15 protein-coding genes are annotated in these 14,393 nt (G+C 71.7%); 7 read left to right on the top strand and 8 right to left on the bottom strand.

All coding sequences use genetic code 11. The features are described from left to right. The first annotated feature begins 141 nt into the window (after positions 1-141). Together HD595_RS24250 and HD595_RS24245 are read left to right on the top strand one after the other, a co-directional pair. Positions 142-1,143 carry a sigma-70 family RNA polymerase sigma factor gene (locus tag HD595_RS24250; protein WP_253772744.1) on the top strand — a complete coding sequence of 334 codons (1,002 nt, stop codon included), beginning with the start codon at positions 142-144 and terminating at the stop codon, positions 1,141-1,143. A gap of 43 nt (positions 1,144-1,186) precedes the next feature. Then, positions 1,187-2,305, top strand: a complete 1,119-nt coding sequence (locus tag HD595_RS24245) for a steroid 3-ketoacyl-CoA thiolase (RefSeq protein WP_253772742.1) — start codon at positions 1,187-1,189, stop codon at positions 2,303-2,305. A gap of 14 nt (positions 2,306-2,319) precedes the next feature. On the opposite strand, the gene HD595_RS24240 is transcribed toward HD595_RS24245, so the two are convergent. Both HD595_RS24240 and HD595_RS24235 read right to left on the bottom strand, forming a co-directional pair. Next, complete coding sequence (locus tag HD595_RS24240; protein ID WP_253772740.1) at positions 2,320-3,288, bottom strand: hypothetical protein; 969 nt, start codon at positions 3,286-3,288, stop codon at positions 2,320-2,322. Beyond that, positions 3,285-4,244 (bottom strand): polyprenyl synthetase family protein, encoded by a 960-nt coding sequence (locus HD595_RS24235; RefSeq protein WP_253772738.1) that lies wholly within the window; start codon positions 4,242-4,244, stop codon positions 3,285-3,287. Before HD595_RS24235 ends, HD595_RS24240 begins: the two co-directional genes overlap by 4 nt. Before the next feature lie 65 nt (positions 4,245-4,309). Here HD595_RS24235 and HD595_RS24230 point away from each other — a divergent pair, with 65 nt between their 5' ends. The 3 genes from HD595_RS24230 (at position 4,310) to HD595_RS24220 (ending at position 7,006) form a co-directional block, all read left to right on the top strand. Then, entirely contained in the window at positions 4,310-4,873 is a 564-nt protein-coding gene (locus HD595_RS24230; RefSeq protein WP_253772736.1) for a TetR/AcrR family transcriptional regulator, read from the top strand. 407 nt (positions 4,874-5,280) lie between these two features. Beyond that, complete coding sequence (locus HD595_RS24225) at positions 5,281-6,306, top strand: MBL fold metallo-hydrolase (RefSeq protein WP_253772734.1); 1,026 nt, start codon at positions 5,281-5,283, stop codon at positions 6,304-6,306. Between the two features lie 25 nt (positions 6,307-6,331). Further along, a complete protein-coding gene (locus HD595_RS24220; RefSeq protein WP_253772732.1) occupies positions 6,332-7,006 on the top strand; it encodes a FadR/GntR family transcriptional regulator in 675 nt (224 codons plus the stop codon). 98 nt (positions 7,007-7,104) lie between these two features. Here HD595_RS24220 and HD595_RS24215 read toward each other — a convergent pair whose 3' ends face one another. After that, positions 7,105-7,827 (bottom strand): YqeB family protein, encoded by a 723-nt coding sequence (locus HD595_RS24215; protein ID WP_253772730.1) that lies wholly within the window; start codon positions 7,825-7,827, stop codon positions 7,105-7,107. 226 nt (positions 7,828-8,053) lie between these two features. On the opposite strand from HD595_RS24215, the gene HD595_RS46855 reads away from it, so the two are divergent. Further along, positions 8,054-9,040, top strand: coding sequence for a DNA polymerase ligase N-terminal domain-containing protein (locus HD595_RS46855; protein ID WP_253772728.1), 987 nt, complete (start codon positions 8,054-8,056; stop codon positions 9,038-9,040). Positions 9,041-9,077: 37 nt separating this feature from the next. After that, a complete protein-coding gene (locus HD595_RS24205) occupies positions 9,078-9,533 on the top strand; it encodes a GNAT family N-acetyltransferase (protein ID WP_253772726.1) in 456 nt (151 codons plus the stop codon). Positions 9,534-9,604: 71 nt separating this feature from the next. Here the strand turns inward: HD595_RS24205 and HD595_RS24200 are convergent, their stop codons facing one another. Genes HD595_RS24200 through HD595_RS24180 form a run of 5 tightly spaced genes read right to left on the bottom strand, consistent with a single transcriptional unit; the run spans position 9,605 to position 14,340 of the window. Further along, a complete protein-coding gene (locus HD595_RS24200; RefSeq protein ID WP_253772724.1) occupies positions 9,605-10,540 on the bottom strand; it encodes an aldo/keto reductase in 936 nt (311 codons plus the stop codon). Further along, positions 10,537-10,842 (bottom strand): L-rhamnose mutarotase, encoded by a 306-nt coding sequence (locus tag HD595_RS24195; RefSeq protein WP_253772722.1) that lies wholly within the window; start codon positions 10,840-10,842, stop codon positions 10,537-10,539. Before HD595_RS24195 ends, HD595_RS24200 begins: the two co-directional genes overlap by 4 nt. Beyond that, positions 10,842-11,834, bottom strand: a complete 993-nt coding sequence (locus tag HD595_RS24190) for an ABC transporter permease (RefSeq protein ID WP_253772720.1) — start codon at positions 11,832-11,834, stop codon at positions 10,842-10,844. The genes HD595_RS24195 and HD595_RS24190 overlap by 1 nt, the downstream gene beginning before the upstream one ends. Beyond that, a complete protein-coding gene (locus tag HD595_RS24185; RefSeq protein WP_253772718.1) occupies positions 11,831-13,279 on the bottom strand; it encodes a sugar ABC transporter ATP-binding protein in 1,449 nt (482 codons plus the stop codon). The genes HD595_RS24190 and HD595_RS24185 overlap by 4 nt, the downstream gene beginning before the upstream one ends. Before the next feature lie 29 nt (positions 13,280-13,308). Then, a complete protein-coding gene (locus HD595_RS24180) occupies positions 13,309-14,340 on the bottom strand; it encodes a sugar ABC transporter substrate-binding protein (RefSeq protein ID WP_253772716.1) in 1,032 nt (343 codons plus the stop codon). Positions 14,341-14,393: the final 53 nt, after the last annotated feature.

The following is a 14,393-nucleotide window of genomic DNA, read 5'->3' as shown; positions in this document are numbered from 1 at the left end:
CCCAGGGCGCGGGGTCCCGCCCCCACGCCTCGGCCGGCCCCGGCCCCGGCCCTGGGACGCCCGGCGCGGCCCGCACCCCGTCCATCACGGCATCACCGCCTGCACACGGAATCTGTCGGTGGCAGGGCGTATACAGGGAGGATGACCGACAGGCCGTCGACCGAGGACTTTCTCAGGCTGGCCGACCCCATGCGGCGCGAGCTGCTCGCGCACTGCTACCGCATGACGGGTTCGGTGCACGACGCCGAGGACCTCGTCCAGGAGACCTACCTGCGCGCCTGGCGCGCCTACGACGGGTTCGAGGGGCGCTCGTCCCTGCGAACGTGGCTGTATCGCATCGCCACGACCGTCTGCCTGACCGCGCTGGAGAGCAGGGGCCGCCGGCCGCTGCCCACGGGTCTGGGCGCGCCGAGCACCGAGGCGAGCGCGCCGCTGGTGGAGCGGCCGGAGGTGCCGTGGCTGGAGCCGGTGCCCGACGGCATGGTGGGCGCGGGGGCCGACGACCCGGCCGCGATCGTGACCTCGCGCGAGAGCATCCGGCTGGCGCTCATCGCGGCCCTGCAGTACCTGCCGCCCCGGCAGCGGGCCATCCTGGTGCTGCGTGACGTGCTGCGGTGGCGCGCCGCCGAGGTGGCCGAGGCGCTGGAGACCACGACGGCCGCCGTCAACAGCGGGCTCCAGCGGGCGCGGGCCCAGCTCAACGAGGTGTCGCCGAGCCTGGACGATCCCACGCCGCCGCTGCCTCACGACCAGCGCGAGCAGCTCGACGCCTATGTGGCCGCGTTCGAGAGCTACGACGTGGCGGCGCTGGTGAAGCTGTTCACGAGGGACGCAGTCTGGGAGATGCCGCCCTTCACCGGGTGGTACCAGGGCGCCGAGGAGATCGGGCGGCTCATCACGGTCAACTGCCCGGCCGAGCATGCGGGCGATCTGCGCCTGGTGCCCGTCGCCGCCAACGGCCAGCCGGCCTTCGCGGTGTACTTCCGCCAGGGTGACACCTATACCGCGTTCTCGTTGATGGTGCTGACACTCGCCGCCGAAGGCATCCGGCATGTGGCCATGTTCTTCGACGTCGGGCTCTTCGAGCCGTTCGGGCTGCCGTCCACGCTGCCCGTCGAGGCGCGGGCTTCCACAGCAAACTAGAACGAGTTACAGTCGCCTCCCGAGCATCATTCTGGAGGCGACCGTGGGCACACCGGTGATCGTCGAAGCCGTCCGCACCCCCATCGGCAAGCGTGACGGCTGGCTGTCCGGGCTCAAGCCGCAACAGGTGCTCGCCGCCGCCCTCAACGGGCTGGTCGAGCGCTCCGGCGTCGATCCGGCCGCCGTCGGCCAGGTCTTCGCCGGCTGCGTGACCCAGGCGGGCGAGCAGGGCGGCCACGTGGGGCGCTATTCCTGGCTGTACGCGGGCCTGCCGTACCAGACGGGCGTCACCACGGTCGACGCGCAGTGCGGCTCGTCGCAGCAGGCCGTGCACCTCGCGGCGGCGATGATCCGCGCCGGCGTGATCGAGGCCGGCATCGGGTGCGGCGTCGAGATCATGAGCCGCGCGCCGCTCGGCAGCAACGTCCTGCCCGCCAGGCCGCGGCCCGACGACTGGAGCATCGACTTACCCGACCAGTTCACCGCCGCCGAGCGCATCGCTGCACGGCGCGGGCTGACCAGGGAACGGCTCGACTGGCTCGGCGCCCGCTCCCAGCAGCTCGCCGCCAAGGCGTGGGCCGACGGGCGGTTCGAGCGGGAGATCGTGCCCATCGGCGACGTGCGGCGCGACCAGGGGTTGCGCGAGACCACCGCCGAGGGGCTGGCCAAGCTCAAGCCGGTGCTCGGCGAGGGCGCCCTGCACACGGCCGGCAACTCCTCACAGATCTCCGACGGGGCCGCGGCGGTGCTCGTGATGAGCGAGGACGCGGCCCGCGCGCACGGCCTGCGGCCGAGGGCCCGCATCCTCGCCCAGGCCCTGGTGGGCGCCGAGCCGTACTACCACCTCGACGGCCCCGTGGAGGCGACCTCCAAGGCGCTGGCCATGGCCGGGATGTCGATCGGCGACATCGACCGGTTCGAGGTGAACGAGGCGTTCGCCGCGGTCGTGCTGTCGTGGGCGAGCGTCCACCAGCCCGACTTCGACCGGGTCAACGTCAACGGCGGCGCCATCGCGCTCGGCCATCCGGTGGGGGCGTCGGGCGCCCGGCTGATCACCACGGCGCTGCACGAGCTGGAGCGGTCGGACTCCTCCACGGCTCTGGTGTCGATGTGCGCGGGCGGCGCCCTGGCCACCGCCACCATCCTCGAACGCGTCACGTGACCGTACGAGCCCCTTCACCCTCGGCTACTTCCGCCGGTCCGCCTCCGCAGGTAGTAGGCGTACGTGGCGGCCGCGAGGGCCAGGCTCCACGGCAGCCAGAACAGTCCTGGAAGGAACGTCCCCCAGTGGCTCGCGGACAGCGTGATCTGCCCGGCGGCCCACCACAGCCACAACCTGGCGCCGGCCTGGATCAGCAAGACGGAGGCCGCCGTCGCCGGGACGACGGCGAACCAGATCGGCACTCGCCTGCCGCGCAGGAAGGGAATCCAGCGCGGGAAGACCTCGCCCCAGCCCTGAACCAGCCCGAGTGTCAGCACCGCCCCCGCCACGCACAATCCTCCCAGCACGAACTCCGAGGCCCCGGCGTCCACGCCCAGGTAATCGGCCGGCACACCAAGGGGGATGCCCAGCCCCCACGAGATACGCGAGATCCCGTACGGCAGAGCCAGCACGGCCGCCGCGTAGGTGGCCCACCTCCCCCATCGCCCGGAGCTCACGTCGCCGCCGCGCGTGTTCCAGACGACCAGTGCCCACAGACCTCCGCCCGCGATGCTGAACAGCATGAACAGCAGTGGCCAGTCCCACAGCTTCGTGTATCCCATGAACAGGTAGCCGAAGTTCTGGATCACCCGGACGTCGGGAACGGCCACCAGCAACGCGACGGCGAGCAGCGCTCCAACCACCCTCGGCCACTGTGTCCGAGGCGCGCGGGCCAGCACCACCGCGGCGGCCACACCGAGCACTCCGGCCACCGCGAAGATCACACCGGTGGCGCCCGGCTCAGCGGTGGCGAAGAACGAGCCCATGTCAGAGCCGCGAGGATCATTGCTCCCCAGGGGGAATGAACGGCCTTCGACCGCCCAGTAGGCGCCCACCAGTCCGAGAGCCAGCGACCAGACGCCCGCTGCGACCACCGAAGGCTTCGCCGTGACTTCCCTGGAGGCGACCGCTCCGGGCGCCACCTTCTCCGTGCGGATGATCATGCCGCCCTCGCGCGAGTCGAGATCATGTCCGCCGCTTTCGCGATGTAGGAGCCGGGCAGATCGGCGAGGAGGCCGACGTCCTTCGCCGCAGGAAGAGCGTCAACCGCTTGCGCCGCCAGGTCGCGGCAGTAGGCCAGCGTGTCGTCGACGATGCCGCTGTCTCGGACCCTGGCCAGGATCGTCTCGGCATCGCCGTCGAGCAGATGGGGGTCTGCACCCCTGGCCCGCAGGAGCGGCAGGGTGTAGACGCTCTGACGCACGTCGTTGCCCGCCGGCTTGCCCAGCGTCTCGCTCGAGAGCGTCAGGTCCAGCAAATCGTCCAGGATCTGGAAGACAAGGCCGAATTTCTCGCCGTAGACGGCCATCTTGGCGCGCTCCTCCGGGGAAGCCTTGGCACAGAGTGCGCCCACCAGGCAGCTCGCCCGGAACAGCGCGGCCGTCTTGCCGGTGATCGACCTGAGCGCCGACTCCTCGGTGCGGTCGCGGTTGAACTGGTCGACAGCCTCCAGATACTGGCCCTCGGCCAGCTCCACCGTCGTGGCGGCCAGCACTTCGGCCACCGGCTTGGACACTGCCGTGATGGCGGCCAGCCCGGCCCTGGCGAGTATGAAGTCGCCGATCACCAGGGCCTTGCCTTGGCCGAGCGTGGCGTTGAGCGTCGGGGTGCCCCGCCGCTGGGAGGCGCCGTCCATCAGGTCGTCGTGGATCAGCGATGCGGCGTGGATCAGCTCGATGCACGCGGCGGCGGTGACAGCCCGCCGATCGGCTGCCTTGCCGAACGCCAGCACCGTGCCCAGCGTCAGCGCGGGACGCAGACGCTTGCCGCCGGCCTGGATGATCCGCTCCGCACCGGCGTTGATTCCCGGCAGCGTCGATGATCCGCTCAGCCGCTCGATCCTGGACTCGACCTTACTCAGCCCTGCGACGATCGCAGGGTGGGTCAGCAGACGTTCCATGAGACCTCCCAGTTAATGACCGGGTGGACATTAGCACCCTAATGACCACCTGTATACTTCCTTGCGTGCAGAAGAAACGGCTACGCGACCCAGAGGCCCATCGCGCGGCCATCCTTCAGGCGGCGCGGGGCGCCTTCGCGGAACTCGGCTACGCCAAGGCCACCATCCGCGAGATCGCGCGGCGTGCCGGAGTCACGCACGGTCTGGTGATGCGGCACTTCGGATCCAAGGAGACGCTCTTCGTCGCCGCCGTTCCCGGACCGAAGCCGGTGGACGATATCGAGCCCGGGACGCCGGAGACGCTGCCGGAACGCATGGCGAAGGCCTACGTCACGCGGATGGAACATCCGGCCAACGACGACCCGTTCCTCGTGCTCATCCGCAGCGCGGCGTCCGGCGACCGGGCGGCCGAGGATCTGTTCGCCACCATGCGCCGGCCCATCCACAGTGCCTACGGTCCTGTCGTCGACGGACAGGACGCCGAGGGGCGCATCGACCTGATGGGCGCGCTGCTCATCGGAGTGACGTTCAACCGCTACCTGCTGAAGTCAGGCGCTCTGGCCGAGATGCCGTCCGACGTGCTGATCGGACATCTGGCGCGCACGCTGCGTGCCATCCTGTTCGAGTGAGGCGACGGCCGGCTCGTACGTCGGCCATCGGCCCAGCCCGTGCCTTCCTAGCCCGGGCCGCCGAGCGTCGGCCCGGCGGGCGCCAGACGTCGAAATCGCGCGAGGAAGCTTGATCGCCATGCCCCCACTCTTTCCGACCAGCGGTCGTCGTGGATCACTTGCGAGGGGGAAGCAGATCCCCCGCAGGAGTGAGATGACCCGGCTGCCGCCGGAGGAGTACGTCGACCGGGCCGCCGGCCAGTGCTGGATCGCGGCGGCGGGCGCACCGGTCGGCGGCCGGCGCCGTGACACCCAGCGGTGGCCCGTCATCTCGGGACGTGTCACGTTAGGTGCCGGAAATCCCTTTCGGTGCTCCCCTCCTTCCGCCACACTCGTTCCACGCGCTCACGCACCACGGGGGACCGCCCATGAGAAAGACCCGGCGCAGGCCGTACACCGAGCAGCGCCCGCAGGACCTCGGCGGCGGGGTGTGGAGCGTGCCGGTGCCGATCCCCGGCAACCCGCTCGGCTACACCCTCGTCTACGCGATCGAGTCGCCCCAGGGCCCGGTGCTGGTCGACGCCGGCTGGAACCATCCCGACGCGTGGGAGGCGCTGCGCGGCGGGCTCGCCACGCTCGGCATGGACGTGGCCTCGGTGCGGGGCGTGGTGGTCACGCACTTCCACCCCGACCACGCCGGGCTGGCCGGGCGGGTGCGCGAGGAGTCGGGCGGCTGGATCGCGATGCACGAGGCGGACGCGGCGCTGGTCAGGCTGATCCACGGGCTGGACGAGGACGAGCACGAGGCGTTCCAGACCGACATGCTCAGGCGGGCCGGCGCCGGTCCGGGCGACGTCCGGGTGGTCGCCGCCCAGCGCCCGCTGCCGCCCGCGCGGCCCGACCGCGAACTGGCCGACGGCGACCTGGTCGACCTGCCGGGCCGCAAGCTGCGCGCCGTCCACACGCCCGGCCACACCCCGGGCCACATCTGCCTGCACCTGGAGGACGCCGACCGGCTGTTCACCGGCGACCACGTTCTGCCCGACATCACCCCGCACATCGGCATCTATCCCTACGACCGCGACGACGTGGACCCCTTGGGCGACTTCCTCACCTCTCTGGACCGGGTGGGCGAGCTGGGGCCGCTGGACGCCCTGCCCGCGCACGAGTGGATGTTCCCGGATGTGGCGGCGCGCGCCGCCGAGATCCGTCACCATCACGAGGACAAGCTCGACCGGCTGGCCGTACTGCTGGCCGAGCGGGCGGAGTCGCTGACCCTCTGGGAGATCGCCGCGATGATGACCTGGAACCGGCCCTGGGACGACCTGGGGCCCATGCTGAGGGGCATGGCCGCCGGTGAGGCGGCGGCCCACCTGCGCACGTTGGAGGTCCGAGGAGCCGTGCGGCGGGTACGAGAAGTCGATGCGGTCCGCTTCCAGGCCATAGAATCCTAGACATCCGATGTCTAGGGAGAAGAGCGTGGCGGTCACCGACGCGGCCATCGACAAGATCAAGCAGATGATCCTCTCCGGCGAGCTCACTCCCGGAGACCGGCTCCCCAAGGAGGCCGACCTCGCCGAGCGGCTGGGCCTGTCACGCAACTCGCTGCGCGAGGCCGTCCGCGCCCTCGCCCTGATCAACGTCCTCGACGTACGGCAGGGCGACGGCACGTACGTCACCAGCCTGGAGCCGCGGCTGCTGCTCGACACCATGTCGTTCGTGCTCGACCTGCACCGCGACGACACCGTGCTGCAGTTCTTCGAGGTGCGCCGCATCCTGGAGCCCGCCGCCACCGCGATGGCCACCAAGCTGATGACCGACGACGAGATCGACGAGCTGCGGGTGATCCTGGAGTCGCTGCCCGCCGACCCGACCGTCGAGGAGCTCGTGGCCAACGACCTCGAGTTCCACCAGCGCATCGCCCAGGGGTCGGGCAACGCCGTGCTCTGCTCGTTCATCGAGAGCCTGTCCGGGCCGACGACCCGGGCGCGCATCTGGCGCGGCCTGACCCAGGAGGGCGCGATGGAGAAGACGCGCGAGCAGCACACCGCGATCTACGAGGCCATCGCCGCCCGCCAGGCCGACGTGGCCCGCTCCTGGGCGACGGTGCACGTGGCGGGGGTCGAGTCCTGGCTCCGCAAGGCCCTGGCCTGATCCCACTGCCCCTGTCAGGGCTCGGGATCCCCGCCTCCCCTCTCAAGGCTCGGCGTCCCCACCGCCCCGGTCAGGTCTGGGGGTCCTCCACCGGCCTGTCAGGTCTCGGGATCCTCCGCTCGGCGGCCGGCCGGGCGCCAGAACTGGCGTTTGCCCTCCTCGCGGACGGCGACGCCCAGCCTCGCCAGCTCCTGGCGTAACTGCTCGGCGTCGGTGTCGTCGCCCTTCTCCAGCGCGCGGGCGCGGGCCCTGAGGAAGGCGTGGGCGGCGGCGGCCAGGTCGGGGTGGCCGTCGGCCCAGCGCCGGAACTCCTCCCGGTGGGGGTCGCCCTCGGCCCGCCACGGATAGCCGTGGGCCAGGAACGCCTCGGCCAGCGGGCGCGGGCGGGGCAGGTCGCCGCCCTGCCGGACCAGTTCCTCGGTGTCGTGACCGAGCAGCACCAGTTGCTTGGCGTCGAGGAACGCCATGGCCACCGCGGAGCGCGGCAGCTCCTGCCGGGAGCTGCGGTGCGCGATCGACACCCGCTGGTCGTCGATGACGATCTTCACGGTGTACTCGTCGGCGATCGCGGCGAGCACGAGGCCGGCGACGACGCCCACGACGACCGCCCCGATCGTGAACGCCGTCGGCGGGATCGACTCGATCAGCCGTAACGGGCCCTCGAACGGCGTCCATGGCAGTGACGTCGCCCACCCGGCGACGTACCGCAGCAGCCAGCCGGCCCCGGCGCCCAGCAGCGGCGCCCCCACCCAGACGACGACCCGGTCGCCCGGCGGCGGCAGGGTGGTCGCGTCCGGCGAGGACAGGTCACCGGATGGCATGGGCGGGGCTCCTTCCGTCGTGTGAGCGGCCGGCGGACGACCGCCGCGGCAGGAGGAAAGGGCCCTCGGCGTCGTTCTCCGCAGCCACCGTAGCCGTGCGCGAGGTCCCGGCCCTCATCCGAAAGTATCTGCGGGACGCGACTTTGGTGTTCGGCGTGTTCCGCCCCTCAGGCGTCGCCACGGCGCGAGGCAGTGCGGGGCGGGCGGGCGAGGGTAGGGGGCGCTTGTGGCCGACAAACTCTCGCGATACCGGAGCAAACGCGACCCCAGCCGTACCCCCGAGCCCGTACCCGCCGAGCCCGCCGAACGCCCCGGAACCCCCGAAGGCCCAGGTCACGGCGGTGCGTTCGTGATCCAGGAGCACCACGCCCGCTCCCTGCACTGGGACCTGCGGCTGGAGCACGACGGGGTCCTCGCCTCCTGGGCCATCCCCAAGGGCCTGCCGGCCGACCCGGCCGTCAACCATCTCGCCGTCCACACCGAGGACCACCCGATGGAGTACCTCACCTTCCACGGCGAGATCCCGGCCGGCGAGTACGGCGGCGGCGCCATGACGATCTGGGACCACGGCACGTACGAGAGCGAGAAGTGGTCGGACCGCGAGGTCAAGGTGGTGCTGCGCGGCTCCCGGGCGTCCGGGCGGTTCGTGCTGTTCCGGACGGACGGCAAGAACTGGATGATCCACCGCATGGACCCGCCGGCGCGCGACCCGTTCCCGCCGCTGGAGCCCATGCTGCCGGTCGAGCGCGCCCGGCCGCCGCGGGACGAGGAGGAGTACGCGTTCGAGTTCGCGTGGGGCGGCCGGCGGACGCTGGTGCCGATCGACGGCGGCCGGACGGACGCGGCCCGCGCGTACCCGTGGCTGCGTCCCCTGGCCGCCTCGTTCGGCAGCCGCAGCGCGGTCCTCGACGGCGAGGTGGTCACGCTGGGCGGCGCGGAGGTGCTGGTCTGCTACGACCTGCTGTACGACGACGGCCGCTCGCTGCTGGCCGAGCCGTACACGGCGCGCCGGGCGGCGCTGGAGGCGCTCGGCCTGTCGGCGGCCCGCTGGCAGACGGCCCCGTCGTGGCCCGGCCAGGCCGCGCCGGTCCGCCGGGCGGCCCGCGAACAGGGTCTGCCGGGGGTCGTCGCCAAGCGCCTCGACTCGCCGTACGAGCCGGGCCCGTCGAAGGGGTGGCTCCTCATTCCCTCGTCCGGCACGTCCGGAAAATGACGCGCGGCACGCCCCTGGGCGGCGACATACTCATCGCGTGCACATCTCGGATATCTCCCCCCACAGTGACCCCTTCGGCCAGGAACTGCTCGATCTGCAGCACGCCGCGTACGCCGTGGAGGCGGAACTCATCGGCGACGACCGGATCCCGCCCCTGCACGAGACCCTCGACGCGCTGCGCGCGGAGCCGCTGACCTGGCTCGGCGCCTTCGACGACGACGGCGCGCTGGTGGGGGCCGTGGCGTGGGAGGAGTCGCCGGACGAGATCGACGTCAACCGGCTGATCGTGCATCCCGCCGCCCACCGGCGCGGCATCGGCCGGGCGCTGGTCGAGCAGGTCATGGCGCGGGCGGCCGGCCGCCGGGTGATCGTGTCCACCGGACGTGACAACGTGCCCGCCCGCAGCCTGTACGAGCGGCTGGGGTTCGAGGGGCGGGGCGAGCGCGAGGTGATCCCCGGGCTGTGGATCGCCAGCTACGCCCTGACCGCCTGACCCGGACCGCCGGCCACGCCTGACCGCCTGACCCGGATTCTCGGCCACGCCTGACCGCCTGACACCGCGCTTCAGAGCAGGCCCTCCGCCTCCAGTTCCGACCACAGGTCCTCCGGCACCGGCCGGTCCCACAGCGCCGCGTTGGCGCGCACCTCCTCCGGTGCGCGGGCGCCCAGCACGATCGTGGCGACCGCCGGGTGCCGCAGCGGGAAGGCCATCGCCGCCTGCGGGAGCGGCACCTCGTACGACTCGCAGATCGCCGCGACGCGGCGGGCCCGGTCGAGGACGGCGGGCGGCGCCGGGGCGTAGTCGAACGTGCCCGACGGCCGGGCGGTGGCCAGCAGGCCGCTGTTGAACACCCCGGCCGCCAGCACCCGCACCCCGCGCTCGGCGCACGCCTCCAGCAGCGGCAGCCCCGACTGGTCGAGCAGGGTGTACCGGCCGGCCAGCATGACCACGTCGATGCCGGTCTCCTCGACGAAGCGCAGCGGCGCCCGCCACTGGTTCATGCCGACCCCGACGGCCTTGACCACCCCCTGGTCGCGCAGCTCCGCGAGGGCCGGGTAGGCGTGGGCGAGCGCCTCCTCCATGTGGTGGTCGGGGTCGTGGATCAGCGCGATGTCCACAGCCGGCAGGCCGAGCCGTTCCAGGGACTCCTCCAGCGAGCGGCGCACGCCGTCGCGCGAGAAGTCCCAGACCCGCTCGTGGTCGGCGGGCACGTCGAAGCCCTGGTCGTCGCGCCCGCCCCGGCCCGACGGCACGATCAGGCGGCCGACCTTGGTGGACAGCACATATCCGGTACGGCCGGCCAGCGCGGCCCCCAGGCGGCGCTCGGAGAGGCCGAGCCCGTAGTGCGGGGCCGTGTCGAACAGGCGAACCCCGCTCGACCAGGCGGCCTCGACCGTGGCGCGCGCCTGCTCCTCGCTCACCGCCTCGTACAGCCCCGCGATCGGCGCGGCGCCGAACCCGAGACGCGGCAGGGCCGGCACGTCAGCTCTCCCCGTCACGTCATCTCCCAGACCAGCGCGAGCCCGCCGGACCCCTTGTCGAAGTCGCCGTCCAGCAGCCGGTTCATCCTCGCCTGCCACGCCCGGTCGGCGGGGTGGTCGCGCAGCGCCTCCTGCAGCGCCGCGTAGTCCTCGACCTCGACGAAGTGGAACAGGTCGAGACCGTCGCGGTAGATGCGCCAGGAGCGCAGCCCGTGCTCGCGCATGGCCCGCTCCAGCTCGGCCGGGATCTCCGCGTGCTCCCGGTCGTAGATCTCCTCGCAGCCCGGCTTGAGCCGGGTGCGCAGCGCGATCCGTTCCATCAGTCCTGCGCCTTTCCTCCGGCGATGCGGCTGATGATGAGCGCGACGAGGATGATCGCACCGTAGACGACCGGCTGCCAGAAGCCCGAGACGCCCTTGAGCGTGAGGATGTTCTGCACCAGGCCGATGACGAGGACGCCGGTCAGCGCGCCGAGGATCGTGCCCTTGCCGCCGTCCATGCTGACGCCGCCGATGACGGCCGCCGCGAACACCATGAAGATCCAGCCGACGCCCTGGTTGGAGCCGATGGCGCCGAGCCGGCCGGTCTCCAGCACGCCCGCGAGCGCCGCCAGCGTGCCGCCGAGGATGAACACCCCCCACAGCACCCGGTCCACGCGGATGCCGGCGGCGCGGGCGGCGTCGATGTTGCCGCCGATGGCGTACAGCGAACGGCCGATCCTGAAGTAGGCGAGCCCGGCGATGCCCGCCGCGAACAGCACCCCGGCGATCCAGATGGAGGCCGGCAGCCCGAGCCACACGGCGCTGCCCAGGTAGAGGATCGAGTCGGGCAGCTCGAAGAGCGTCTTGCCCTGGGTCGGGCCGAGCTGGAGCCCGTGCACGATGATCAGCATGGCCAGCGTCACGATGAACGCCGAGAGCTGGAACTTGATGATCAGGAAGCCGTTGAACGCGCCGATGGCCGCCCCGACCAGCAGGCAGAGCGGGATGACCAGGCCGCCGGGCAGGCCGAGCCCGAACCCGCCGGCCGAGGCCGGGATCACCAGCATCACCGCGATGGCCGGCGCCATGCCGACCGTCGACTCCAGCGACAGGTCGAACTTGCCGGCGATCAGGATCATGGCCTCGGCCAGCACGAGCAGGCTGATCGCGGCCTGCTGCTGGAGCACGTTCGTCAGGTTGCCGCTCGTCAGGAACGTCGGGTCGAGGACCGCCCCCACGACGAGCAGGATGAGGATCACCGGGACGAGGGTCAGGTCCCGGAACCGGGCGAGCCGCACCCGGGGGGACGGCGACGCGGTCAGTGTCGTCACTGTTCAATGCCTTCCATCACGGCCACGAGCTCGTGGTCGGTCCACCCACGCGGCACGTCCTTCACGACCCGGCCGTGGAACATCACCAGCACCCGATCGCAGACGCGCAGGTCGTCGAGGTCGTCGGAGACGAGCACGGCGCCGGCTCCCCGCTCGACCGCGTCCTCCACGGCGCCGAGGAGGGCCTGCTTGGCCTTGACGTCCACGCCCGCCGTCGGGTTGATCACTACCAGCGCGGACGGGTCGTCGACCAGCGCCCGCGCGAACACCACCTTCTGCGCGTTGCCGCCGGACAGGTCGCCGACGGGCTGCCCGGGCCCCTCCGTCTTGATGTCGAGGTCGTCGATGAGCTGGACCGCCCGGGCCCGCTGCCGCGACGGGGAGACGGTGCCGAAGCGGCCGAGCTTGCCCGCGATGGGGATGGTGGCGTTCTCGGCGACCGACAGCAGCGGCACGAAGCCCTCGTGGTGACGGTCCTCGGGGACGAAGCCGAGGCCGGCGCGCAGGGCGGACGGCACGTCGCCGGGGCGTACCCGGACGCCGTTGACCGTGACCGTTCCGGCGTCGGGCCTGCGCAGGCCGACGAGGGTCTCGGCGAGCCCGACCTTGCCGCTGCTGGCCGAGCCGGCCAGGCCCACCACCTCGCCGGAGCGGACGGTGAGGTCCACCTCCCGGTAGCGGCCGGCCAGCGACAGGCCCTCCCCCGCGAGCACGACGCGCTCGCCGGGCGTGCGGGCACGGGACTGGTAGGCGGCCGTGGCCTCGCCGGTCATGGCGTCCACCAGCTCGCCGTGGGGGAAGCCGGCGACGGGCCGGGTGACGATGTGCCGGGCGTCGCGGAAGACCGTGACGCTCTGGCAGATCTCGTACACCTCGTCCAGGTGGTGGGAGATGTACATCATCGTGACGCCCTGCTCGCGCAGCGACCGCATGCGGGTGAACAGCCGCTCGATGGCAGGGCCGTCGAGGCGGGCGGTCGGCTCGTCGAGGATGATGAAGCGGGCGCCGAACGACAGCGCCCGGGCGATCTCGACGAGCTGGCGCTGCTCGACGCTCAGGTCGCCGGCCAGCGCCTGGACGTCCACGTCCACCTCGTACGTGTCGAGCAGCTCGCGCGCCCTGGCCCGCAGCGCCCGCCACCTGATCACGCCGCCCTCGGTCTGCCGGTTGAGGAACAGGTTCTCGGCGACCGTGAGGGCGGGGATGATCGTGGACTTCTGGTAGACGCAGGCGACCCGCCGCCGCCACGCGTCGCGGTCGGCGAGGGCCGGCGCGGGCTCTCCCGCGAACAGCACCTCGCCCTCGTCGGCGGGCTGGAGGCCGGTGAGGATCGACACCAGCGTGGACTTGCCGGCGCCGTTCCGGCCGACGAGGGCGTGCGTCTCGCCCTCGGCGATCGCGATGCTCGCGCCGTTCAGCGCCACGGTCGGCCCGAAGCGCTTCACGACATTACGAGCTTCAACGTGATATTTCATCACTTGACCTGATTGCCCCAGAGGTTCTTGTCATCCACGTTGTCCTTGGTCACCAGCGGAGCCGGAAGCTGATCCTCCAGGCCGTTGGGGAGCTGGATGATCGTGCTGTCGTGGTCGGTCGGGCCCGGCTTGAACGTCTTGCCGTCGAGCGACGCCTTCGCGTAGAACATCGCGTACTTCGCGTACAGGTCGGCCGGCTGCGAGACCGTGGCGTCGATCTCGCCCTTGCGGATCGCCTCCAGCTCCTCCGGGATGCCGTCGTTGGAGATCACGAAGACGTGCTTGGGGTCGCCCGGCGGCACCAGCAGGTTCTTCTGCTTCAGCACCTGGAGCGTCGGGGCCAGGTGGACGCCGCCGGCGTGCATGTAGATCCCCTTGATGTCGGGGTTCTGCTCCAGGCGGGTCTGCAGCATGGACGCGGCCTTGCTGCCCTCCCACTCCGTCGGCTCCTCGAACACCGTGATCCCGGGGAACTTCGTCTTCATGCACTCGCGGAACGCCTCGGCCCGGTCACGGCCGTTGATCGAGCTGAGCGAGCCCATGAGCTGCACGACCTTGCCCTTGCCGCCCAGCTTCTCGCCGAGGAACTCGCAGGCCTTCGTCCCGTACGCCCGGTTGTCGGCGCGGACGACCATGGACACCTTGCCCTTGTCGGGCCGGGTGTCCACGGACACGACGGGGATCTTCTTGTTCTCCAGTTGCTGGAGGGTGGTGGCGATGGCCCCGGTGTCCTGCGGCGCCATGACGATCGCCTTGGCCCCCTGCCCGACCAGCGCCTGGACGTTGCTGACGAGCTTGGCCACGTCGTTCTGCGAGTTGGTGGCCGGCATCAGGTCCACCTTCTGCTCGGCGGCCATCTGCGGGACGTACTTGATGTAGGAGTTCCAGAAGTCGGAGTCGGCGCGCGGGTAGTCGATGCCGACCTTCCCGCCGCCCGCCCCGCCGCTGCCGGTTGTGGACGTACTGCTGGAGCCGCAGGCTGCGACGACCGCCATGAGGGCCGCACCGGCGACGACCGGGCCGAGCTTCATCGTGGAGACACCTTCCTCGGACCGGGCCGGCCCCCGCTGGAGCCGGCCCTGTG

This window comes from Nonomuraea roseoviolacea subsp. carminata, from assembly GCF_024172185.1.
GTDB classification, from domain to species: domain Bacteria; phylum Actinomycetota; class Actinomycetes; order Streptosporangiales; family Streptosporangiaceae; genus Nonomuraea; species Nonomuraea roseoviolacea.
This window is presented reverse-complemented; position numbering and strand designations above follow the sequence as displayed.

Coding starts and splice junctions, on each gene's coding strand:
- HD595_RS24250 (WP_253772744.1), top strand. CDS start 142: ATGACCGACAGGCCGTCGACCGAGGACTTTCTCAGGCTGGCCGACCCC.
- HD595_RS24240 (WP_253772740.1), bottom strand. CDS start 3,288: ATGATCATCCGCACGGAGAAGGTGGCGCCCGGAGCGGTCGCCTCCAGG.
- HD595_RS24235 (WP_253772738.1), bottom strand. CDS start 4,244: ATGGAACGTCTGCTGACCCACCCTGCGATCGTCGCAGGGCTGAGTAAG.
- HD595_RS24225 (WP_253772734.1), top strand. CDS start 5,281: ATGAGAAAGACCCGGCGCAGGCCGTACACCGAGCAGCGCCCGCAGGAC.
- HD595_RS24215 (WP_253772730.1), bottom strand. CDS start 7,827: ATGCCATCCGGTGACCTGTCCTCGCCGGACGCGACCACCCTGCCGCCG.
- HD595_RS24195 (WP_253772722.1), bottom strand. CDS start 10,842: ATGGAACGGATCGCGCTGCGCACCCGGCTCAAGCCGGGCTGCGAGGAG.
- HD595_RS24180 (WP_253772716.1), bottom strand. CDS start 14,340: ATGAAGCTCGGCCCGGTCGTCGCCGGTGCGGCCCTCATGGCGGTCGTC.